We start from the raw sequence: 21,627 nt of genomic DNA, 5'->3' as shown, positions 1-21,627 counted from the left end.
TCGCTCCGCGTAAATTCGAAGAAGTGAGCAATCGTCCAGTGATCCGAAGATCGGCGTTCGCCGTATCGGCCGCACTGCTCGTGGTGGTCGCGCTGGTAGCGGGATGTTCGAGCGGAAGCGGTAAGAAAGACAATCCGGCGGCGGCGGAGCCGGTCGCGAAGGTGACCCTGGCGCCGGGGGACAAGGCGAAGAACGTCAACCCGGTCGATCCCGTCTCGGTCAGCGTCGCCAACGGCACCATCGATCAGGTCGCGCTGACGAACGCCGCTGGTAAGCAGGTCACCGGCGAGCTCGCACCCGACAAACACAGCTTCAAGATCACCGAGGCGCTCGGCTACAACGCCACATACACCTGGTCCGGCACCGCGATCGGCACCGACCACAAACCGATTCCGATCGAGGGCAGCTTCAGCACGCTGGCGCCCAAGAACACCGTCCCGGCGACCATCAATATCGCCGATAATCAAGAGGTCGGCATCGCGGCGCCGATCATCCTGCAGTTCAAGGCATCCGTGCAGAACAAGCAGGCGGTCGAGAAGGCGCTCACCATCACCACCGATCCGCCCACCGAGGGGGCGTGGGCCTGGTTCCCGGACGACAACGGCTCCCGATTGCACTGGCGGCCCAAGGATTACTGGGTTCCCGGCACCACCGTGCACGTCGCGGCCAAGCTGTACGGCCTGGACCTGGGCAACGGCAACTACGGATATACCGATCTCACTTCGGATTTCAAGATCGGCCGCAGTCAGATCGTCAAGGCGAACGCGCCGAGTCACCGCATGCAGGTGGTGCGCGACGGGCAGGTCATCTTCGATTTCGCGGTGAGCTACGGCGAGGGCAACGAGCCGCGCAACGTGACCCGCTCCGGCGTCCATGTGGTCACCGAGAAGTACGAGGACTTCATGATGTCGAATCCGCCGTTCTACACCAACGTTCGGGAACGGTGGGCGGTACGCATCTCCAACAACGGTGAATTCATCCACGCGAACCCGGAATCCGTTGCGTCACAGGGTTCGGCGAATGTCACCAACGGCTGCATCAACCTCTCGCCCGGTGATGCGCAGAAGTACTTCCCGACCGCGCTCTACGGCGATCCGGTCGAGGTGACCGGCACATCGATTCCGCTCTCGGCCGCCGACGGCGACCTCTACGACTGGACCATAGACTGGAATACTTGGAAGTCCATGTCGGCGCTGAAAGGTGAACCGTCGCAGGTGGTTACCGCCACCCCGGTGCCGCCGCAGCCCGTCGGCGGACGCTGAGGTCCCTCCGATTCGATTGGCCCGCAACATCATCTGATGTCGCGGGCCAATTCCGTATCAATGCGCGCTTGACGACTCAGTTGCGACGGGCGAAACGCCCGGCGTCGGCCTGGTCGCGCGGCTTGACGATGATCTGGTCCAGGTTCACATGCGATGGGCGGCTCGCCACGAATCCGACGATCTCCGCGATGTCCTGCGCGACCAGCGGGTCGATGCCCTCGTACACCTTCGCGGCGCGCTCGGCGTCGCCGCCGAAACGCACCAGCGAGAATTCGGTTTCCACCGCGCCGGGTGCGATTTCGGTGAGCCGCACCGGTTTTCCGAGGAGTTCGCCGCGCAGTGTGCGATGCAGTACCGCCTGCGCGTGCTTGGCCGAGGTGTAGCCGGAACCGTTGTCGTAGGTGACGAACGCGGCCACCGAGGTGATGGTGACGATGAGCCCGTCGCCCGAGGCGATCAGCTTCGGCAGCAGCGCCTTGGTGACGCGCAGGGTGCCGAGCACATTCGTCTCCCACATCCAGCGCCAGTCGTCCAGGTCGGCGTCGGCGACCGTGGCCAGACCTTTCGCGCCGCCCGCATTGTTCACCAGCACATCGGCCCGCTCGATCGCCTCGGCGAAGGTGCGCACCGAATCGTCCGAGGTGACGTCGAGTTCCAGTGCGGTGCCGCCGATTTCGTCGGCGAGCCGCTCCAGCCGGTCCAGCCGCCGCGCGCCGATGATCACGTGGTAGCCCTGTTTCGCGAGTTCCCGGGCGGTGGCCTCCCCGATACCCGAGCTGGCTCCGGTGACGACGGCGGTGCGAATGCTCATGTGCGCAATCCTAGGTGGGCCGTTGGAGCCGACGCTGTTGTCCTTCTCACCGTTAGCCTGGCGGCATGGCTATACGGGAAGTAACCAGCGCGGACGGCACCGCCATCGTCTACCAGGTCACCGGTCCGGCGCAGGCTCGCCCGCTGGTGCTGCTGCACGGTTGGTCGGCCAACCTGCGCTGCTGGGGCGGTGCCGCCGACGATCTCGCCGCCCGCTTCCGGGTGATCGCGGTGGACCTGCGCGGTCACGGCTATTCCGGTGCGCCCGCCGCCGGTTACGACGATCCGAAGAACTGGGCCGCGGATATCGCGGCGGTGCTCGCGGCCGAGGGGATCACGGCGGGCGCGGTGCTGCTCGGCTGGTCGTACGGCGGCATCGTGCTGTCGGACTATCTGACCGTCTACGGCTCGGGCGCGATCGCGGGCGTCATCTACAGCGGTTCGATGGCCAATATCGGCCGCGGGGTGCCGGGTGCGGCCACCGGACCGGCCATGCAGGCGGCGATTCCCGGCGTCTTCGACGAGCACGCCGGGCCCGCGGTACGCGCGTTCGGCGCCTTCGGCAATGCCAATACCGGGCCGGGCGCCGATAAGGGCGTCGAGGCGCAGCGGATGTTCGGCACCAGCCTCGCGACGCTGCCCTCGGTGCGCAAGGCGCTGTTCTACCGAACCGTCGACAATACCGAAACCCTTCGCGCCCTTGATATTCCGGTGCTGGTGCTGCACGGGACCGCGGATCCGGTGGTGCCGATCGAGAATGCGCGCTACATCCTGGAGACCGCGCCGTACGCGCATTCGTCGTTCTGGGACGGCGCGCAGCACGGCCTGTTCATCGAGGACCGGCCGCGATTCGTGGCCGAGGTGACGGCCTTCGTCGAACGACTCTGACCGAATAAATCCCTTGCGCCGCGGCGGGTGACAGTACTCACGAACGGGCTGTGATGGCTGTCACTCCGCCCGGTGACGGTGTCTGAGTCCGGCGATTCCCCGTGCACTATGGAGAGTGTGAGTCAACGCCCGGACATACGGCCCAGTCGGATCGCCGTGATATCGGTGCACACCTCACCACTTGCTCAGCCGGGCACCGGCGACGCCGGGGGCATGAACGTCTACGTGCTGCAAACCGCCGTGCAACTGGCCAGACGCGGCATCGAGGTCGAGATTTTCACCCGTGCCACCTCGTCGAATGTGCCGCCGGTGCAGGAGGCCGCGCCCGGTGTCCTGGTGCGCAATGTGGTCGCGGGACCATTCGAGGGGCTGGACAAGCGCGATCTGCCGACCCAGCTGTGCCCGTTCACCGCGGAGGTGCTGCGCCAGGAGGCCAGGCAGCTGCCCGGCCACTACGACCTGATCCATTCGCACTACTGGCTATCCGGCCAGGTGGGCTGGTTGACCAAGGATCGCTGGCGGGTCCCGCTGGTGCACACCGCGCACACGCTGGCCGCCGTGAAGAACGCCGCGCTCGCCGACGGCGACTGTCCGGAGCCGCTATCCCGGCAGATCGGTGAGAAGCAGCTCATCGGCGAGGCCGACCGGCTGGTCGCCAACACCGTCGAGGAGGCACGACAGCTGATCGAGCTGTACGGCGCCGATCCGGAAAAGATCGACGTGGTACCGCCCGGCGCCGACCTCGCCCGCTATCGTCCCGGCGAAAAGGCCGCTGCCCGAACCGCTTTGGGGCTATCGCAGGCGGAGCAGATCGTCGCGTTCGTCGGCCGGATCCAGCCGCTCAAGGCGCCGGACGTGCTGATTCGCGCCGCGGCCGAGGTGCTGCGCCGGGAACCGGAGCGCGCCCTGCGGGTGCTCATCGTCGGCGGGCCGTCGGGCACCGGCCTGGAACGCCCGCACTCGCTGATCGAATTGGCCGCCGCGCTCGGCATCGCGGACCGCGTCACCTTCCTGCCGCCGCAGCCGCCGGACCGGCTCGTGCAGGTGTATCGCGCGGCGGATCTGGTCGCGGTCCCCAGCTATAACGAATCCTTCGGCCTGGTCGCCATCGAGGCGCAGGCCAGCGGCACCCCGGTGCTGGCCGCCGATGTCGGCGGGCTCGGCACCGCGGTGCGGCACGGCGAATCCGGCCTGCTGGTGCCCGGGCACCGCACCGAGGAATGGGCCGATGCGCTGACCTACCTGCTCGCCGATCGGATTCGCCTGTGGCGCATGGGAATCCGGGCCGTCGATCATGCGGCGAACTTCTCCTGGGAGCACACCGCGGACGGTTTGCTCGCCAGTTATTCGGCCGCGCTCGCCGGATTCCGTCCCGAGCACGCCAGGTTCCGCGGCGCGATCTCCCGCGGCGCGAACGCGCGTCCCGGCGAGCGGGTTAGCCTGGAACGCAGTGCGCCGCGGGCGCTGCTGCGACGACGGATGGGAGTCAAAAGGTGAGCGAGCTGCGAGTCACCGCGCAGCTGATCGATGAGACGTTGCGCGAAAGGGAAATCGAATACACCCACCCCGGTGCGGAGACCTTCGTCGTCATCCTGCCGGGTGAGCGCAAACTGAAGACCACCGTCATGCTCACCGTCGGCAAACACGGCGTGCGCATCGAATCCTTCGTCTGCCGCAAACCGGACGAGAACTTCGAGGGCGTCTACAAATTCCTGCTGCGCCGCAACCGCAGGCTCTACGGCGTCGCCTACACCCTGGACCGTGTCGGCGACATCTACCTCGTCGGCCGGATCGCGACGCACGCCGTCACCGCAGACGAACTGGATCGGGTCTTCGGCCAGGTCCTGGAGGCCGTCGACGCCGATTTCAATGTCCTGCTGGAGCTGGGTTTCGCCGAATCCATCCGGAAGGAATGGAAGTGGCGGGTCTCGCGCGGTGAGTCGCTGAAGAACCTGCGCGCCTTCGAACATCTGGTGGAGTCCACCGAACAGCACTGAAGTTCGCGCTCGGCTCGGGCATGATCTGGCACGAGCACGAGAGGCGGTAGATGGATGACGGTTCTTGCCCTGGATATAGGCGCGAGCAAATTCGCCGCGGGGCGGGTGCACGCCGGACGGCGGGTGCGTGAGGTGCGTCAGGTCGACGTGCCGCCCGACGGCGTCTGGGAGGTGTGCCGGGCGCTGCTGCTGGAGGTGGCGGGCGACGAGCCGGTGACCGCGGTCGGCATCGGTTCGGCGGGTCCGGTGGATGTGCCGCACGGCAAGACGATGCCGTTGAATATGCCCGAATGGCGGTCCGGCTTCCCGATCGTCGCGAAGGTACAGGAGCTGTTTCCGGCGGCCGCCATCCGATTCGCCAGCGACGGAGCCTGTCTCGCGCTGGCCGAACACCATGTCGGCGCGTTGCGCGGGCTGCCGGACGGAATGGCCATGACGGTGTCCTCCGGAATCGGCGGCGGGCTGATCGTCGACGGCAAGGTGGTGCTCGGCCGCACCGGCAATGCCGGACATGTCGGGCATATCGTCGTCCCCGGCTGGGATACGCCGTGCAGTTGCGGCGGCGTCGGCTGTGTCGAGGCGGTCGCCAGCGGAATGTCCTCGGTGCGCTGGGCGCGGGCGCAGGGCTGGGCCGGAACCACCGGGGCCGAGCTGGCCAAGGCCGCCCATATCGGCGACGCCGTCGCGCTGGCCGCGCTGGAGCGGGCGGGCACCGCGCTCGGCCAGGCCATCGCCTCGGCCGCGGCGCTGCTCGATATCAATCTGGTGGTGATCGGCGGCGGATTCGCGAAATCGGGTGATCCGCTCTGGACCCCGCTGCGCGCGGCCGTCGCCAAGCACGCCCGGCTGGGATTCCTCAGCAAGCTGCGGGTGGTGCAGTCGCGAATCGCCAACGGGGCCACGCTCGTCGGCGCCGGTGTGCTCGCGGCCGGGCACGCGACCGCCGACACCATCGACTGACCAGCCGCCCCGGACCGGCGCGCCGCCGGTGTTCGCCCGCCCGCGCGCTCGGTCCCGGCGAGTGTGAGTTGTCCGGCATCGAGCCCGCACGGCTGCCACCGTTACCGGCGGACCTGCAAGAATGGCCGCCATGACGTACACCCTCGTGCTGCTGCGCCACGGCGAGAGCGAATGGAACGCGCTGAACCTGTTCACCGGCTGGGTGGACGTGCACCTGACCGATAAGGGCATCGCCGAGGGCAAGCGGGCCGGGGCGCTACTCGCCGAACACGGTGTGCTGCCGGACGTCGTCTACACCTCGCTGCTGCGCCGCGCGATCAGCACCGCCAATATCGCGCTGGACGCCGCCGACCGGCACTGGATCCCGGTGGTCCGGGACTGGCGGCTGAACGAGCGGCACTACGGCGCGTTGCAGGGCAAGAACAAGGCCCAGATCCGCGACGAGTACGGCGACGACCAGTTCATGCTGTGGCGGCGCAGCTACGACACCCCGCCGCCGCCGATCGATCCGGCCGACGAGTACAGCCAGGACGGCGATCCGCGCTACGCGGGCATCGAGGTTCCGAAGACCGAATGCCTGCTCGACGTGGTGAACCGGATGGTGCCGTACTGGGAGTCGACCATCTCCAAGGAACTGCTCGCGGGTAAGACGGTTCTGGTTGCCGCGCACGGCAATTCGCTGCGCGCGCTGGTCAAGCACCTGGACCGGATCTCGGATGCCGATATCGCGGGACTGAACATCCCCACCGGCATCCCGCTGGTGTACGAGCTGGACGAGCAGCTGCGTCCGGTGCGTCCGGCGGCCTACCTGGACCCGGAGGCCGCCGCGGCCGGTGCGGCCGCTGTCGCCAACCAGGGTGGTGGCCGGTAAAGCGCTGTAGCAGTGGATAACTCGGTGCGCCGCGGTCGATTCGGCCGCGGCGCACCGCCGTATCCGGTCGCGGATCGACGGCCGCGCGGATCTCGGCGGCACTTGATAGGGTGCCAACGTCCTTGCTCGTGTGGCCGTCGAGATGCTTTCCGCCAGGGGGGATTTGGTCCTCATGCCGAGGCTGTGCGGTGGTTCGTGGGTGTGAGTTCCGGCTCCGGCGGGTCCGGGGTGAATAGAGAAGAGTAGAGATGTTTTCAGCGGGGCGGACCCGGATCGTGCACTGGGTCGCCGCGGCGGTGACGGCTCTGGCCGCCACCAGCGTATTTTCCGGGGGGACGGCATCGGCGGAGGGTCCCGCGGTGCTCGGCGGCGGTTCCGGGTTGTACATCGAGGCCTCGGAACCGGATACGGTCAGCGAATGCACGCTCACCGCAATCGGTTTCGATCGCGACAACAGGTTGGTCGGGTTGACGGCGGGGCACTGCGGTGAGATCGGCATGCGGGTGGCCGCCGAATATTCGCCCAAGTCCGGCGTTGTCGGCAAGGTCGCGGCGAAGAGCGTCGACAATGACTGGGCGGTAATCGAACTCGACCCGGCGCGGGTGTCGCCGACTCGGCAGGTCGCGCAGTCGGTGATCGCCGGAATCGGCGCGCCGCCGAAGGTCGGCGACATCGTCTGCAAGAACGGCCGCACCACCGGCTTCACCTGCGGCCCCGCCTGGGAGACCAAGCAGGCGTGGTTCCGCAGCCAGGTGTGCGCCAACCACGGCGATTCCGGTGCGCCGGTGCTGATGGGCGACAAGCTGGTCGGCATGGTCGTAGCCGGTTCGGACTTCAAGGCGGGCCCGATCACCGTGCCGCTCCCGCTGTGCAGCGGCGGTGGCGACCTGCTGCACCAGCCGGAGCTGTCCACCACGATGGCGCTGGTGCTGTCGGATATCGATCGCCAGGGCGGGATCGGCGCGGGCTTCCGTCCGTTCTGAACCTGGCTGCGCGGGTCGATGGTTACTGCCGTCGACCCGCGCTGTGGTAAATCTTGATTCTGCGCCGAACAGCGTCATTTCCAGCTATACCCAGCCGCTATTGCGAGCCGTACTGGATATGTAAATCGGCATTCTCGTCACATTTACTGTTACCCGAGTTCCTTACCGACCAGTAAGCATGCTACGTTTCGGGCGTTCGACCAGTATGAGAGGTGGATCACGTCCGATGAAGTACGCGTTGCGGGCCACAGTGGCGGCGGTTGCCACGGCGGTGCTCGTCCCCTTCCTCGCATCCGGCGCGTCCGCGGCGCCGAACCCGACCGGCCCCGATGGCGGCGCCGCCGGTGCGGCCTGGACCGCAACCGAAGACGGTCCGCAGCAGTACCCGAATGTGTTCATTCAGTGGGACGTCCCGATCACCATGAGTGACGGCACCGTGCTCAAGGGCAATGTCTACCGGCCCGCCGACGCCGCCGGGCGGCCGATCGACACCCCGACGCCGACGGTCGTCAACCTGACGCCCTACACCAAGCTGGTCTCCAACCTGGCCGACCACGCGCAGTCCATACCCGGCCTGTCCGACGCGCTGCTCGGGCTGTTCCGCCAGATCGATCTGAGCGGCACCCCGCTGTCCGGAATCACCGATCTGACAAAGGCATTCGGCGGCGGTGAGCTGCGCAACTTCACCGTCGACCGGCAGCTGATCAAGAGCGGCTACACCCAGGTGGTCGTCGATGTGCGCGGAACCGGCTTCTCCCAAGGGGATTGGGATATGCTGCGCGATCGCGAACAGCAGGACACCGTCGAGGTGATCGACTGGACGGCGCGCCAGCCGTGGTCCAACGGGCGCATCGGCATGAACGGCATTTCCTACTCGGGGATCAACCAGGTGCAGGTCGCCGAAAAGCGCCCGCCCGCACTGCAGGCCATCTTCCCGGTCGTGCCGGGTAGCGATCTGGTCGACGATGTGCTCGCGCCCGGTGGCGGCTTCGGCTTCAACTTCATTCCGCTGTGGCTCACCGCGATCAACGGGCTCAAGCTGGTTCCGGATCTGGCCTCGGTGCTCAACGGGCAGTTCGACACCCAGTGGCTGGCCGATCGGGTGCGAGATCCGTTGACGTTCATGGACGTACTGCTCAATGTCTACACCACCGCGAAGATGGACGACCTCGATCCGCGTGCGAAGGAACTGCTCACCGCGAATTCCGGCCCGCGCCAGGCGTGGCTGGGCGATCCGAGCCGGATCCAGGTGCCGACCTTCGTCACCGGCGGCTGGCACGATCTGTTCACCTACTCGGAATCCAAGATCTACAACGACATTCCGCTGCCCGCGGGCCAGAAGCAGCTGCTGATGGGCAATACCTACCACGTCAATTCGGGCAACGAATACGGCAAGCCCGGATTGCCGCCCCGGCTGGACGTATTGCAGCGCGCGTGGTTCGACAGATGGCTCAAGGACATCGACAACGGCATCGATAAATACGGCCCGGTCACCCTGCGCCAGCAGGGCGGCGGCTGGGTCACCAGCAACGGGTTCGGCGAATCCGCCACCGGCACCGACGAAGCCGAGTATCGCAGGATGTACCTGTCGGCGGCCCGCAGCGGCACCGCGAACAGCGTCTACGACGGATCACTCAGTGCGACAGCGGTTTCCGATGATGCCCGGCTCACCGTCGCACCCGGGCTTGCCAGCCTGTGCTCCAACGACGCCGCGCAGGGCAGCGCGGGCGTGTTGTCGATCATCGATGGCTGCGCAAAGGATTCCAGGATCGAGGAGCTCGGCGGGCTCACCTTCACCAGTGCGCCGGTCGGCGGGCCGACCAGCCTGTCGGGCCCGATCGCGGTGCACCTCAACACCGTTCAGGACGCGGCGGACGGGTACTGGGTCGTCACGGTGAACGATGTCGCCCCCGACGGACAGTCGACGGTGCTGTCCTCCGGTCAGCTGATGGCCTCGCTGCGGCAGGTCGACGAGGCCGCCAGTTCCCGTTCGGCCAATGGCGATTACACCGATCCGCGCGCCTACACCTCGATCGACTATCGGCAGCCGACCGTGCCGGGCGAGGCGACGACGCTGGATATCGCGCTGCCCGCGACCGAGGCGGTGCTGCAGCCGGGACACCGCCTGCGGGTGGACGTGTACGCGGGCAACTTCCCGAAGGGACTGCCGATCATGCCGATGCTGCTCGACACCGGACTGCGCCCGCAGCATGTGCAGCTGGATCCGCAGCGGCCGAGCTTCGTCAATGTTCCGGTGCGGGGCAACCCGGGCTGGTAACGGCGAGAAGAGAAGGGCGCCTTCGCTCGACAACGGTGTCGGGCGGGGGCGTTTTTCTGTGTGCGGATGCCGTAGCCGCACCTCCGAACGTTGTGAGGTTGCACGAATTTCCGGTCCGCATGCCGGATTCGCGGACAGTTCCGACCGTTCGACCTACTTTTAGGGTCATTCCGAAAAGATGGCCTTTTCATAGAAAGTAGTCGGATGCGGTCCACTCTGCGCTGTGCCGTCGCGTTGTTCGCCGCAATCGCCTTGGCGCCCTTCCTATCTCCCGCCGCGGCTCCGGCCGAGCCCGCACCGGCCGGCCCGGACGGCGGCGCCGCGGGCGCGGCATGGGCGGCCGCGGAAGACGGTCCACAGCAGTATCCGAATGTCCACATCGACTGGGACGTGCCGATCACCATGAGCGACGGCACCGTGCTGAAGGCGAACGTCTACCGTCCGGCCGATGCTGCGGGACAACCGATTTCGGCGCCGACACCGACCATCGTGAACCTCACCCCGTACACCAAACTCGGCTCGATGATCGCCGACAGCCTCATCTCCATCCCGTGGCTGTCCGACGCGGTCATGCAGGTGGCGCGCGACACCGACCTATCCGGCACGCCGTTCTCCGGCATCACCGACCTGACCAAGGCGCTCGGCGGCGGCCTGATCCGCAATTTCTCGGTCGACCGGCAGCTGATCAAGAGCGGCTACACCCAGGTGGTGGTCGATGTCCGGGGAACCGGCTTCTCCCAAGGGGATTGGGATCTGCTGCGCGATCGGGAACAGCGGGACACCGTCGAGGTGATCGACTGGGCCGCGCATCAGCCGTGGTCCACCGGCGATATCGGGATGACCGGCGTCTCCTACTCGGCGTTGAACCAGTTGCAGGCCGCGGCCAAGAATCCGCCCGCGTTGAAGGCCATCTTTCCGGTGGTGCCGAGCCGGAATCCGTTCCGCGACTTGGTCGCACCCGGCGGCGCTGTCGGCGTCGCCTTCATGCCCGCCTGGCTGCTCGCGGTGAACGGCGCGAAGCTGGTGCCGGATCTGTCCGCGCTGGCCGGCGGTCGGTTCGACCTCAAATGGCTACAGGACCGGATGGCCGACCCGTTCACCTTCATGGACGCGCTGGTCAATGTGTTCGTCACGCCGGAGATCGACCAACTCGACCCGAAGGTGCAGGATCTGCTGCACGCCGCGAGCCCGATCCGCCAGGCGTGGGAGAACGATCCGAGCCGAATCACCGTGCCCGCCTTCATCACCGGCGGCTGGCACGATGTCTTCGTCAACTCGCAGGCCGACGTTTACCGGCGAATGCCGTTGCCGCCCGGGCGCAAACAGCTGTTGATCGGCGACGGCTACCACATCAGCAACGGCAACGAATCCGGTAAGCCCGGTCTGCCGCCGCGCATGGACGTGCTGCAGCGCGCCTGGTTCGACAAGTGGCTCAAGGGAATCGACAACGGCATCGATGCATACGGCCCGGTGACCGTGCGTCAGCAGGGCGGTGGCTGGATCACCGCGCCCTCCTTCCCCGAGCCGGGGGTCGACTACCGGCGGATGTACCTCTCGGCCACGTCCAGCGGCGCCTCCGGCGTCAGTGCACACGATGGATCGCTTGTCCCACAACCGGATCCGGGCACCGATCAACTCACCGTCGCACCGGGGCTTTCCACCATCTGCTCCAGGGACGCGGCGCAGGAATCCGCCGGAATCCTTTCGATCATCGATGGCTGCGCGAAGGATTCGCGGGTGGCCGAGGTCGCCGCGCTCACCTTCACCAGCGCCCCGGTGGCCGCGCCGACCAACCTGTCGGGCCCGATCGCGGTGCACCTCAACACCATTCAGGACGCCGCCGACGGCTACTGGGTCACCACCGTGAACGATGTGGCGCCGGACGGACAGTCGACGGTGCTCTCCTCGGGCCAACTCGTCGCCTCACTGCGAAAGATCGATGAGGCGCGCAGCACCCGCGCGCCCGACGGCGACTACACCGATCCGGTACCCGACCTCTCGCTGGACACCCGACAGCAGACGGTGCCGGGACAACCAACCGCACTGGATATTTCGGTGCCCGGCATAGCCGCCGTCCTCCAGCCGGGACACCGCCTGCGCGTCGACGTATTCGCCGCCAACTTCCCCAAGGGCCTGACCCCGACCCCGATCACCGTCGACACCGGCCTACGCCCCCAGCACCTGCTGCTAGACCCAGCCGAACCGAGCTACGTCAACCTGCCGGTGTCCGGCAATCCCGGCTGGTGATGCGAGGGGTTGGTGTTCGCTGGGGCCCGCCCTGGCGAACACACGTCGCCATTTCGGAAGTCCTTTGATTTTCACAGCCAACATCCGATTCTGCATTCAAAGTCTAGTACAGCTTCACGACTCGCCATTCTGCGCAGCCTCCTCAGCCGCCAATAGTTCAGCCTTCCTGAGAGCCCACTCTGCCAGGAGTGCGTCGAATCCAACATTGAAATCGGCCTTATCCTGCTCCGACCAGTATTTGTCGTCGATATCCAAATCACGTGACTGGACGAACTCGTCGAAATGCTCGCCGAACGCTCGACTACGCGCCTTGACAAACTCCTGATACGCTTTGCTCCCTTTGATTTTCAAGACTGCCCACCACGCTTATGACTCGGGTGCCCGATCATCAGACTCTTCTGCCGCCCACATCTCGGCCTCCCTGCGTTTCCACTCCGCCAGCAGCAGATCGGATTCAGCATTGAAGTCAGCCTTGTCCTGCTCCGACCAGAACTCGTCTTCAATGTCCAGATTGCGAGACCAAATGAACTCGAAGAAGTGCCGGGAAAACGCCCGACTCTGTTCCTTCACAAACTCCTGATACGCCTTACTGCCCTCGATCTTCACAACCACATCACTCCATACCATGACGAACCTCGCAGAATCCGCTCCGCAAGGCTTGGGTCTTGACTTGCCAGTCTTGTCATTTCAAAGGGTGTTGGCCATCGCTCGCTCGGCCCGGCGAAGCGATCCGCTAGGCCATCGAGAAGGGCCTTATCGGCCTCCGAAACATTCGGATCGGTGCGAACCTCCTGGATCTGTTCGAGCATGGATGCGCGATTCCCCTGCTCCTTCTTCGGTCCTGTATTGTCCCATCGGAAACCAGCTTTCGCCCATGCCCACCCACCATCATCGAGTGAGGCGAATAGGGTGATTGCCGAGACATCGGAGCGACGGTAGTATCTCAACAAGGTCTTGAACAGGTCAGACGAAAAATTCCGGCCACGCACAGATTTGTCCAGTCTGAGCCACGCATGTTCGACAACAGGATCTCCGTCGCTGTCGATTGTGAAGGCACGCATGACGCGGCCGACATCGTTGCCTGCACCGTCGCGGATCGTAGCGCCGAACTCCAGGTAGGGCCGTCCGGTCCTCGTGTTTCGCGTACTTTCGACGTGGTCGACCTGCAGGCGGAGTCGCCAGCCTTCATTCGGGTCAGGTAGACCATATTCACCATCCAGCCCACACTGTAGGATGCCCCGGAGTTCGCCTTCGTCGGTGTCGAACAACTCCCGTACCGTCGGCAGGTCATCAATCCCGTTGGCGGGCTTGGCTGATGGCGAATCGCCAGGAGCCTTCGCTCTGCCGACTGTCGACCCGGTGGAATATTCGGTACCTGAACCGCTTCCGGTCGGTGGTTTGTCCCCGCCCTGCCCACCGGGTGGGTCTTCCCGCAGCCGTGGCTCTTCGAATCCACGGTTCTTTCCGCTCGAATCCGGTGTGGAGACGACCTCGGTTTCGCCCTCCACACTGGTGTGCGACTTGGGCTTGTTGTCCGTAACTTGGCTGGCGTCTTCATCTTTGACGGTGCTGCCACCACCACGTCCCGGTGATGGAGCGTCTTCGGACCCGGGCTTTGTCGGGCCGGACTTCGTTGCAGGTCCGCGATACCAGGGAGCTGTTGGCTCCAGTACGCGGGGATAAGGGCGTCCCGGAGCTGCGGCCCAGCCGCCTTTGCGTCCGCCGTAGGTGAGGGCAACGTCCATAAATGCTCGGACGAGTCCTTTGACCCAGCCTTCGGGTGGGAGTGCGGGTAGCGGTGAGACGTAATGGTTTCCGCCCTCGCGGTCGACGACGACGAGACGTCCGTCTTCGAGTTCGTAGAGGGCAGTCGCTGGTACCCCTTCAGGTACCGGGATTTGTTTGCTCGGAATCGGGAAGACGGCGGTGACGATGCTTTCCGGTCTGAGGTTGCGATCGTCGACATAGATGCCGCCGGTCCCGGTGGGCCGCAACCCATTGGGGATATCGATGACCTGTTGTTGGTCTGGGGTGAATGCGACCTTGTGGCCGTTGACATCGAAATACCAAGTGCCGTCCATGGTCCGGTAGCTATCGACCCCCTTGGGGGCGTCCCAGGGCACGATGATGCTGCGCTGGGACGGGGTCGGCGACGGGGTTTCGGGAGTTTGGTCGACCCAGTGGTATTTCCCGTTCGTGTCTCGGATGAGCAGGCGACCGTCGTGGGCATACAACGCCTGGCCGGGAACACCGGGCGGTAGCGGGATCGGTTCGAGGGCGGTGGTCCAGCCGTCGGGCTCGATGTAGCCGATCCTGCCGCGTCGATCGGGCGGGCCGATCGCGTCCAGCGGCGCAGGCGAGAGGTGGGGCGGGTCGACGACTTTGCCGTCCGGGCCGATGGTGACGTCGTGGCCCGCGCCCAGCGGATAGTGTTTGTTGCCGTCGGATCCCTCACGGTAATAGGCGATTTCACGGCCATCGGCGTCGAGGATCCGCACCTCGGTCCACGGTCGATCGGCTCCGGCGGAGCCACCACCCGGCGTGCGGACCTCGGTCGAACCGTCACTGCGCGGGATGACTACCGATGGTTTCGTGGTGCTGCCATTGCCATCGAGCAGGTCGGTTACCGCATCCAGCCACGGTGAATGCCTTACCTCCGGTACCAGCCCTTTCGGAGTTTCGGGGGGCGGCATGATCCACGCGCCGAGTTCGGGATCGAACATCCGGTTGGCGTGGGTGCGCCGGGGTGGCGCGATGCCCTGAGAGTTGACCGGAGTACGGGTTCCATCGGGATCGATAACCGTGATGCCGTCGGGCCCGAACACGATGCGCGAGAGCCCATCTCGCCCCTGCACCGGCACCACGAGCGATTGACTGCCATCGGCATTGGTCACCCGCTCGACGGGCTGACGCCCCAGAGGTGGCCCCGCCTCGGTGATGGTCGGCCCCGGGGACGCAGGCTGAGGTTTGTGTTCGAAGGTGACCTGCCCGGACATAGTCTGCTCAATCACCGCACGCTGCGGCGAGGGCAACTGATCGAACGCCTGCTGGGCTTCCGTCGGCACCGTCATCGGCGATTGTTTGGGTGTGCCGTCGAGGTTGTAGAACCCTTGAAGCATCGGGGTCCGGCGGACGGTTTCGGGGTCGATCGTCGTTGCCGACTCGACGCGCTCGGGGTGTGCCTCCGGCGCGGCAGCGCTGTTGTCCGGCCCGGCGATGTCTGGCCTTTCCGGTGCCGGGGCGGGTGCCGATTGCTTCGGAGCGGGAGCTGGGGTGTTGTTCGGTGCAGGCGAATTCGGTGCCTTGGCAGGGGGATTCGGCTGCGTTTCCATTGGTTTGGGTTGCGGATTCGGATTGCGTTGCTTCCAGTACTCTTGCTGCTCGGCCATGATCCGGTCGCGCTCTTGCTCGTTTTGGGGAGACGGAGCCCCGGCCCCGGTGACATAGCTGACCGGTTTGATCAGCTGAGGCGAGACACCCGGTGCGGATGGTTGGCCGTGTTCCGCAACTGACGCGTCGGAGCGCCCGGCGGGCGTGAAAGAGTCGGCGACAGTGAATGATTCGATGGCCGAGTCCGCCAATTCACGGGCCCGGAAGATACGATCCAGCTGTCGGGCTGCTGAATCGGGGGTCATCCCGTGAAAGTCGAATACGCGGCCGCCACGTGCATCGGCGGACTCGTCGAGTTCCTCGGTGCGGGCAAGACGGTATGTGGTGAGCTGGGCTGCTCGCCGATTAGTCCACTCGGGGACGGGTGATGGGTTCGGAAGGATGGCGTCGTAGTTCGCCATGGCGAAGACCTCGTCAAGTCAGGTAATCGGTTGCGCCACAGCACAGTCGGCCACACAACAGGAGGCAGGCGCGACGCAGTGGCCCGAAGGGCGCGGGCTGCTACGGATTACGCGGATCGGATCGCCCGCCGTCTCGGATCGCGGAGTCGTCTCCGAGTTGGGGCATGAAAAAACCCAACCCTGACAACAGGATTGGGTGAGAGCTGCTTGACGGGCACTCGACCCGCCGGAGGCTTCAGCCTAGCAAGAGGGCTTCACCTAAGACAAGATCGACTTCGGCTGCGGTGCTGGGATCCGGCCGCATCTCGGGGGACAACTACGCTGGTCAGCGCTTACCGTCTGCGGGACCGGCGGATGAGTTTGTGCCGCCATAACTTTACGCCGGAGGTTTGGCCTGACTCGACCAGCCATCAGCGCTTGTCCAGGCACGGAGATCCTCGACATACCAGTCGTGTTGTTGCCAGTGCCAAGCTTCCATATCCGGATAGCGGTCTCCGCAATAGCGATGTGCGATATGCGCGGCCAATGCCTCTCGCTCGATATCGTCGGCAAGCGCTATCGTCTCTCGACCCGCATAGATCTCGTAGCCGCCATCTGGACGCCGTCTGCACGTCGACTCGATGCTCTCCGACTCGGTACCGCCGGCGGCGTTCAAGTACGCGGAGTAGATTGCGCGATAGTCGAACTGGTCTTCCCAATGGTGAATCTGGTTCAGCCAGGCGTCGAATTTCTCCATGGTTATGAGTAGATCACTCAACGGGAGCCGGTGACCGAAATCGGCTGGCGAGCGCTGGAATCGGCTATCCGAAGGGCCCCAGAGCAGTTCTGGGGCCCTTCGCTACTGGCGCATCAGGCCCTCGCCCGCTGAGTTCGAAGTCGGTGCATCGGCAGGATCATGTGAGTAAAAGCGGTGCCGCTCAATCGACTTCGGCGTAAGTGGCCTCGACGGGCGGGAACATCGCCCTGGCGTCCTGGCCACCGAACCACAGTCCGACGACGAAGACCGAGGTGGCCTCCAGGTATCGCGCACGGTGCAGTCCGCCCGCGGGGATCGGTTGGAACTTCAGGTCTTCGATCAGATCGGCCACCAGGCGTAGGGCGGCGGGATCGTCGCCGCAGTACGGCATCCCCAGCGTGCGGCCCTCGAATTCCCTTGTGTCCGCAGCGAAGATCTCGGCGGCGAGGAGGTTGAACGCCTTCACCACGTGTGCGTCGGGCACGGTGGCCGAGATCCGCTCCGCGACCGCGTCCTCGGAGAGGACGAACGCCAACGTGCCCTCCGGCGCGGCCTCGTCCGGCATGAACGCGTTGGAGCAGTCGATCAGGGTCTTTCCGGCGAAACCGCCTGGCACCGAACGCAATACCGCGTCCATCGCGCTCGGCGGCAGTGCGAGCAGCACCGCTTCGCCGAACTCTGCCGCTTCGGCGATCGACCCGCCGGTCGCGCCCGAACCGATCTTCGCGGCCAATTCGCTTGCGGCACCGGCATTTCGAGCGCCGATGCGGATCTCATGCCCCGCCGCGGCCCAGCCGCCGCCGAGCGCCGCCGCCATCGAGCCCGCGCCGATGATTCCGATTCGCATATCAACTCCTGTAGTGAGGGGAACGCGATCGAAATTAGGGACTCCGATAGGCACCTGCGGGTGCGCAATAAACCTGGCAAGCTGAAACGATGGCGCTGGCACACGTCGAACACATCACCATCGGCCCGGTCGAATTCCCGGCATACGGCGATTACACCTCGGACTGCCCGGCCAGGATCGGCGTCGACCTCTTCGGCAACTCCTGGCTACCGGTCGTGGTGTACACGCTGCGCAACGGTCCGATGCGTCCCGGCGAGCTGCGCGCAGTCATCGGCGGCATCAGCCAGAAGATGCTCACCCAGACCCTGCGCAAGATGGAACGGATGACGCTGGTCGAGCGCCGCCGCTACGCCGAATCCCCGCCGCGGGTGGAGTACGAGCTGACCAAGGCGGGCCTCGATCTGCTCATACCGCTCTATGCGCTGGGCGATTGGGTGGACCGGCACGGCTCGGCGGTCACCGCCGCATTGGCAGACGGCGACGACGAGGACTGAGGGCTCGGTCAAGCGGTCTTGATCTGCGTCAACGATGCGGACACGGTCGCCGGAATTCTGTGTAAACGCGCGGCTAACACTCGCTAAAGGGCCTGTGACCTGCATGAAACTTCGTGTACCCGGCGTTGGTATGTCGCTAGTCGACCGTACGATTCAAGTGTGAGTGTTCCCCAGGCCGTCCTGCTGGCAGTCCTCGCGGCTGTCGTGGGCCTGGCAGTCGGCGGGCTACTGATTCCATATATGAATGCGAGGCAGGCCGCGCGGCGGCAGGCCGATTCCGGTCTCACCATGTCCCAGGTGCTCGACCTGATCGTGCTCGCCTCGGAGAGCGGTATCGCGGTGGTCGACGAGTACCGCGACGTCGTGCTGGTCAACCCGCGCGCCGAGGAGCTCGGCCTGGTCCGCAACCGACTACTCGACGAACGCGCCTGGGCCGCGGTCGAAAAGGTGCTGGCCACCGGCGAATCCGCGGAATTCGACCTGACCGCCAAGAACCCGATGCCCGGCCGCAGCCGGATCGCGGTGCGCGGTGTCGCCCGGCCGCTGTCCAAGGAGGAGACCAATTTCACGGTGCTCTTCGCCGACGACGATTCCGAGCAGGCCCGCATGGAGGCCACCCGGCGCGACTTCGTTGCCAATGTCAGCCATGAGCTCAAGACACCGGTCGGCGCGATGAGCCTGTTGGCCGAGGCGTTGCTGGAATCGGCCGACGATCCGGATGCGGTGCGCCACTTCGGTCAGCGGGTGCTCGGCGAATCGCGCAGGCTCGGCAAGATGGTCACCGAGTTGATCGCGCTGTCCCGACTGCAAGGTGCCGAGAAACTGCCCGATCTATCCGTTGTCGACGTCGATACCGTCGTCAACCAGGCGGTGGACCGCTCCCGCACCGCGGCGGAGGCCGCGGGCATCACGGTCAGCACCGACCGCCCCAGCGGACTCGAGGTGCTCGGTGACGAGACCCTGCTGGTCACCGCCTTGTCCAACCTGGTGGAGAACGCGATCGCCTATTCGCCGACCGGCTCGCACGTCTCGGTCAGCCGCTCGCTGCGCGGCGACCACGTCGCGATGGCCGTGACCGACCGCGGCATCGGCATCGCCAAGGAAGACCAGGAGCGGGTGTTCGAGCGGTTCTTCCGCTCGGACAAGGCCCGCTCGCGCGCCACCGGCGGTACCGGCCTCGGGCTGGCTATCGTCAAGCATGTGGCGGCCAACCACAACGGTGAGATCACCCTGTGGAGCAAGCTGGGTACCGGATCGACGTTCACCCTGCGAATACCCGCCCATCACGAGGCCGACGGAGATGAGGATTCCGCCGAGTCCGGGGTGGGCACGAGAGAAACAAGCCCGCGTCCCACGGGTCCGGGCCGAACCAACGGTGTGGAGGCACGCAGATGACGAGTGTTCTGATCGTCGAGGATGAGGAGTCGCTGGCCGATCCGCTCGCGTTTCTCCTGCGCAAGGAGGGATTCGAGGTAACGGTGGTCGGTGACGGACCATCCGCGCTTGCCGAATTCGACCGGTCCGGCGCCGATATCGTGCTGCTCGACCTGATGCTGCCCGGTATGAGCGGCACCGACGTGTGCAAGCAGCTGCGCACCCGCAGCGGTGTCCCGGTGATCATGGTGACCGCGCGGGACAGCGAGATCGACAAGGTGGTCGGGCTGGAGCTCGGCGCGGACGACTATGTGACCAAGCCGTACTCGGCGCGCGAGTTGATCGCCCGCATCAGGGCGGTGCTGCGCCGCGGCGCCGGTGACGAGCTGGACGGCGGCAACGAGAGCGGTGTGCTGGAGGCCGGCCCGGTCCGCATGGATGTCGACCGGCACACGGTGCTGGTCAACGGCAAGCCGGTCACCCTGCCGCTCAAGGAGTTCGACCTGCTGGAGTACCTGCTGCGTAACTCCGGCCGGGTGCTCACCCGCGGCCAGCTGATCGACCGGGTGTGGGGCGCCGATTACGTCGGCGACACCAAGACGCTCGACGTGCATGTCAAGCGGTTGCGCTCGAAGATCGAGGCCGATCCGGCCAAGCCGGAGCACCTGGTGACGGTGCGCGGGCTGGGTTACAAGCTGGAAGCGTGATCAGGGGCCCGGTCGCCCGGGCCCCTGGATCGGCGACTCAAGGCATGATGTGCACCCATGCGGTGCCCAGCGGGGTTTCCTGCTTGTCGAGGACGATCCAGCCGAAGCCGTACGGGTCGGCCTGCTTGCAGTCGTAGAGCGCGACGTCGGCGCCGTTGCCACGACAGACGATGGTGCTGCGGGTGCCGTACGGGCTGACGACGAGCTGCTTGCCGTCGGCCTTGGCGTTGAGCGCCGCGGGATCGGTCGAGTTCACGAAGTCCGCGGTGTGGTCGGAGTACTGGGTGGGGTCGGCGGCGTTGTCCGCGTGCGCGACACCGGTCACGGTGAGCGCGGCGCCGACGGCGATGGTGGCGAAGGTGATGGCTTTGTTGAACATGACCGCCCATCAAACCGGATCGCGGTGAAAAGCGCATTGCGCGCGAATGGCTCGTAATGCAATTTTCATGTCCCAGACATGCAGGTCGGCGGACTGGACGGCCTGTTCAGGCCCGCTCGGCCGCCGCCGTCGCGGGGTGGATCGCGATGAGCCCCAACCCCTCTCGGCGCTTGCAATGCTTGGCCAATTCCGCGTACGCGGGCTCGCCGATCAGCTCCGTCAATTCCGGCGCGTACGACTGCCAGACCGGACGGGCCCCGACATGCGCGTCGGGGGAGCCGGAGCAGTACCAATCCAGATCCAAACCGCCGGGGCCCCAGCCGCGCCGGTCGTATTCGGTGATCACGGTGCGCAGGATCTGGACGCCATCCGGGCGGTCCTCCCACTCCTGGGTCCGGCGAATGGGCAACTGCCAGCACACATCCGGCTTCACCGTGAGCGGTTCGACGCCTGTGCGCAACGCCATGGTGTGCAGTGCGCAACCGACGCCGCCCGCGAAACCCGGACGGTTGAGGAAGATGCACGCGCCGTCGAACCGGCGGGTGCGCAGCGCCTGCTCATCCTCGAGTTCGTCGACCTCCAGATAGCCCTTCTTGGTGACCTTGCCGTCGGCGTCTTTGGCCTCGTCCATGAGCTGCCAGTCCTCGGTTGTGAGCAGTTTCACAGCCTTCTGCAGGCGCTTGCGATCGTCCTTGTCGGAGAGGAACGCGCCGTGTGAGCAGCAGCCGTCATCCGGCCGGTCGCCGAGGATGCCCTGGCACGCAGGCGTGCCGAATACACACGTCCATTTCGACAGCAGCCAGGTGAGGTCGGCGACGATGAGATGCTCATCGTTTGCCGGATCGACGAATTCGATCCACTCACGCGGGAAATCGAGAGCCACCTCCGGGCTCGGGTCGATCTTTCCCGCTGGTCGGGGCTTGCGCCGGGTCTTCGCAGCTGCGCCTTCCGTCACAGTGCGAGACGCTAACAGTTCGATCGCGTGACCTGAAGCGCCGGTCGA

General features: G+C 65.8%; 20 protein-coding genes. 12 read left to right on the top strand and 8 right to left on the bottom strand.

Translation table 11 applies throughout. From position 1 onward, the window contains the following. Positions 1-23 precede the first annotated feature (23 nt). Positions 24-1,262 (top strand): L,D-transpeptidase, encoded by a 1,239-nt coding sequence (locus tag F5544_RS41780; protein WP_167478239.1) that lies wholly within the window; start codon positions 24-26, stop codon positions 1,260-1,262. A gap of 76 nt (positions 1,263-1,338) precedes the next feature. Here F5544_RS41780 and F5544_RS41775 read toward each other — a convergent pair whose 3' ends face one another. Then, positions 1,339-2,073, bottom strand: a complete 735-nt coding sequence (locus F5544_RS41775) for an SDR family NAD(P)-dependent oxidoreductase (RefSeq protein WP_167478238.1) — start codon at positions 2,071-2,073, stop codon at positions 1,339-1,341. A 65-nt stretch (positions 2,074-2,138) separates the two neighbouring features. Between F5544_RS41775 and F5544_RS41770 the strand changes: the two genes are divergently transcribed. From F5544_RS41770 to F5544_RS41735, 8 genes are all read left to right on the top strand, one after another. Beyond that, entirely contained in the window at positions 2,139-2,960 is an 822-nt protein-coding gene (locus F5544_RS41770) for an alpha/beta fold hydrolase (RefSeq protein ID WP_167478237.1), read from the top strand. Between the two features lie 108 nt (positions 2,961-3,068). After that, positions 3,069-4,457 (top strand): D-inositol-3-phosphate glycosyltransferase, encoded by a 1,389-nt coding sequence (gene mshA, locus F5544_RS41765; protein ID WP_174867515.1) that lies wholly within the window; start codon positions 3,069-3,071, stop codon positions 4,455-4,457. Positions 4,458-4,462: 5 nt separating this feature from the next. Next, positions 4,463-4,957, top strand: a complete 495-nt coding sequence (locus tag F5544_RS41760) for a YbjN domain-containing protein (RefSeq protein WP_428847206.1) — start codon at positions 4,463-4,465, stop codon at positions 4,955-4,957. A gap of 54 nt (positions 4,958-5,011) precedes the next feature. Beyond that, a complete protein-coding gene (locus F5544_RS41755; protein ID WP_167478234.1) occupies positions 5,012-5,917 on the top strand; it encodes an ROK family protein in 906 nt (301 codons plus the stop codon). A 130-nt stretch (positions 5,918-6,047) separates the two neighbouring features. Next, positions 6,048-6,788 (top strand): phosphoglyceromutase, encoded by a 741-nt coding sequence (locus F5544_RS41750; RefSeq protein ID WP_167478233.1) that lies wholly within the window; start codon positions 6,048-6,050, stop codon positions 6,786-6,788. 248 nt (positions 6,789-7,036) lie between these two features. After that, positions 7,037-7,771: a S1 family peptidase gene (locus F5544_RS41745; protein ID WP_167478232.1), complete on the top strand. Its 735-nt coding sequence runs from the start codon at positions 7,037-7,039 to the stop codon at positions 7,769-7,771. A gap of 226 nt (positions 7,772-7,997) precedes the next feature. Then, positions 7,998-10,049: a CocE/NonD family hydrolase gene (locus tag F5544_RS41740; protein WP_167478231.1), complete on the top strand. Its 2,052-nt coding sequence runs from the start codon at positions 7,998-8,000 to the stop codon at positions 10,047-10,049. A gap of 204 nt (positions 10,050-10,253) precedes the next feature. Next, entirely contained in the window at positions 10,254-12,296 is a 2,043-nt protein-coding gene (locus tag F5544_RS41735) for a CocE/NonD family hydrolase (RefSeq protein ID WP_167478230.1), read from the top strand. A 114-nt stretch (positions 12,297-12,410) separates the two neighbouring features. Here the strand turns inward: F5544_RS41735 and F5544_RS41730 are convergent, their stop codons facing one another. From F5544_RS41730 to F5544_RS41710, 5 genes are all read right to left on the bottom strand, one after another. Then, entirely contained in the window at positions 12,411-12,647 is a 237-nt protein-coding gene (locus F5544_RS41730) for a hypothetical protein (protein WP_167478229.1), read from the bottom strand. A gap of 15 nt (positions 12,648-12,662) precedes the next feature. Next, positions 12,663-12,908, bottom strand: a complete 246-nt coding sequence (locus tag F5544_RS41725) for a hypothetical protein (protein WP_167478228.1) — start codon at positions 12,906-12,908, stop codon at positions 12,663-12,665. Continuing rightward, positions 12,899-16,087, bottom strand: coding sequence for a hypothetical protein (locus F5544_RS41720; RefSeq protein WP_167478227.1), 3,189 nt, complete (start codon positions 16,085-16,087; stop codon positions 12,899-12,901). Before F5544_RS41720 ends, F5544_RS41725 begins: the two co-directional genes overlap by 10 nt. Before the next feature lie 376 nt (positions 16,088-16,463). Beyond that, on the bottom strand, positions 16,464-16,823 hold the full coding sequence (locus F5544_RS41715) for a hypothetical protein (protein ID WP_167478226.1): 360 nt from the start codon (positions 16,821-16,823) through the stop codon (positions 16,464-16,466). A 181-nt stretch (positions 16,824-17,004) separates the two neighbouring features. Continuing rightward, a complete protein-coding gene (locus tag F5544_RS41710) occupies positions 17,005-17,670 on the bottom strand; it encodes an NADPH-dependent F420 reductase (protein ID WP_167478225.1) in 666 nt (221 codons plus the stop codon). Positions 17,671-17,759: 89 nt separating this feature from the next. Here F5544_RS41710 and F5544_RS41705 point away from each other — a divergent pair, with 89 nt between their 5' ends. From F5544_RS41705 to F5544_RS41695, 3 genes are all read left to right on the top strand, one after another. After that, positions 17,760-18,164: a winged helix-turn-helix transcriptional regulator gene (locus F5544_RS41705; RefSeq protein WP_167478224.1), complete on the top strand. Its 405-nt coding sequence runs from the start codon at positions 17,760-17,762 to the stop codon at positions 18,162-18,164. A gap of 159 nt (positions 18,165-18,323) precedes the next feature. Continuing rightward, positions 18,324-19,559: a sensor histidine kinase gene (locus F5544_RS41700; protein WP_167478223.1), complete on the top strand. Its 1,236-nt coding sequence runs from the start codon at positions 18,324-18,326 to the stop codon at positions 19,557-19,559. Then, positions 19,556-20,245 carry a response regulator transcription factor gene (locus tag F5544_RS41695; protein ID WP_014988578.1) on the top strand — a complete coding sequence of 230 codons (690 nt, stop codon included), beginning with the start codon at positions 19,556-19,558 and terminating at the stop codon, positions 20,243-20,245. Before F5544_RS41700 ends, F5544_RS41695 begins: the two co-directional genes overlap by 4 nt. Positions 20,246-20,282: 37 nt before the next feature. On the opposite strand, the gene F5544_RS41690 is transcribed toward F5544_RS41695, so the two are convergent. Together F5544_RS41690 and F5544_RS41685 are read right to left on the bottom strand one after the other, a co-directional pair. Further along, positions 20,283-20,624 carry a hypothetical protein gene (locus F5544_RS41690; protein WP_167478222.1) on the bottom strand — a complete coding sequence of 114 codons (342 nt, stop codon included), beginning with the start codon at positions 20,622-20,624 and terminating at the stop codon, positions 20,283-20,285. 106 nt (positions 20,625-20,730) lie between these two features. Beyond that, complete coding sequence (locus F5544_RS41685) at positions 20,731-21,579, bottom strand: hypothetical protein (RefSeq protein WP_428847102.1); 849 nt, start codon at positions 21,577-21,579, stop codon at positions 20,731-20,733. Positions 21,580-21,627 lie beyond the last annotated feature (48 nt).

The sequence above is a fragment of the Nocardia arthritidis genome (genome assembly GCF_011801145.1).
Classification (GTDB): Bacteria; Actinomycetota; Actinomycetes; order Mycobacteriales; family Mycobacteriaceae; genus Nocardia; species Nocardia arthritidis_A.
The sequence above is the reverse complement of the archived record's forward strand: the minus strand, read 5'-3'. Positions and strand labels throughout refer to the sequence as shown.

What these genes read in the sequence shown, in the direction of transcription:
- F5544_RS41695 (WP_014988578.1), top strand. Translation starts at nt 19,556, where the DNA reads ATGACGAGTGTTCTGATCGTCGAGGATGAGGAGTCGCTGGCCGATCCG.
- F5544_RS41690 (WP_167478222.1), bottom strand. Translation starts at nt 20,624, where the DNA reads ATGTTCAACAAAGCCATCACCTTCGCCACCATCGCCGTCGGCGCCGCG.
- F5544_RS41720 (WP_167478227.1), bottom strand. Translation starts at nt 16,087, where the DNA reads ATGGCGAACTACGACGCCATCCTTCCGAACCCATCACCCGTCCCCGAG.
- F5544_RS41710 (WP_167478225.1), bottom strand. Translation starts at nt 17,670, where the DNA reads ATGCGAATCGGAATCATCGGCGCGGGCTCGATGGCGGCGGCGCTCGGC.
- F5544_RS41770 (WP_167478237.1), top strand. Translation starts at nt 2,139, where the DNA reads ATGGCTATACGGGAAGTAACCAGCGCGGACGGCACCGCCATCGTCTAC.
- F5544_RS41745 (WP_167478232.1), top strand. Translation starts at nt 7,037, where the DNA reads ATGTTTTCAGCGGGGCGGACCCGGATCGTGCACTGGGTCGCCGCGGCG.
- F5544_RS41755 (WP_167478234.1), top strand. Translation starts at nt 5,012, where the DNA reads ATGACGGTTCTTGCCCTGGATATAGGCGCGAGCAAATTCGCCGCGGGG.
- mshA (WP_174867515.1), top strand. Translation starts at nt 3,069, where the DNA reads ATGGAGAGTGTGAGTCAACGCCCGGACATACGGCCCAGTCGGATCGCC.
- F5544_RS41775 (WP_167478238.1), bottom strand. Translation starts at nt 2,073, where the DNA reads ATGAGCATTCGCACCGCCGTCGTCACCGGAGCCAGCTCGGGTATCGGG.
- F5544_RS41705 (WP_167478224.1), top strand. Translation starts at nt 17,760, where the DNA reads ATGGCGCTGGCACACGTCGAACACATCACCATCGGCCCGGTCGAATTC.
- F5544_RS41740 (WP_167478231.1), top strand. Translation starts at nt 7,998, where the DNA reads ATGAAGTACGCGTTGCGGGCCACAGTGGCGGCGGTTGCCACGGCGGTG.
- F5544_RS41715 (WP_167478226.1), bottom strand. Translation starts at nt 16,823, where the DNA reads ATGGAGAAATTCGACGCCTGGCTGAACCAGATTCACCATTGGGAAGAC.
- F5544_RS41750 (WP_167478233.1), top strand. Translation starts at nt 6,048, where the DNA reads ATGACGTACACCCTCGTGCTGCTGCGCCACGGCGAGAGCGAATGGAAC.
- F5544_RS41735 (WP_167478230.1), top strand. Translation starts at nt 10,254, where the DNA reads ATGCGGTCCACTCTGCGCTGTGCCGTCGCGTTGTTCGCCGCAATCGCC.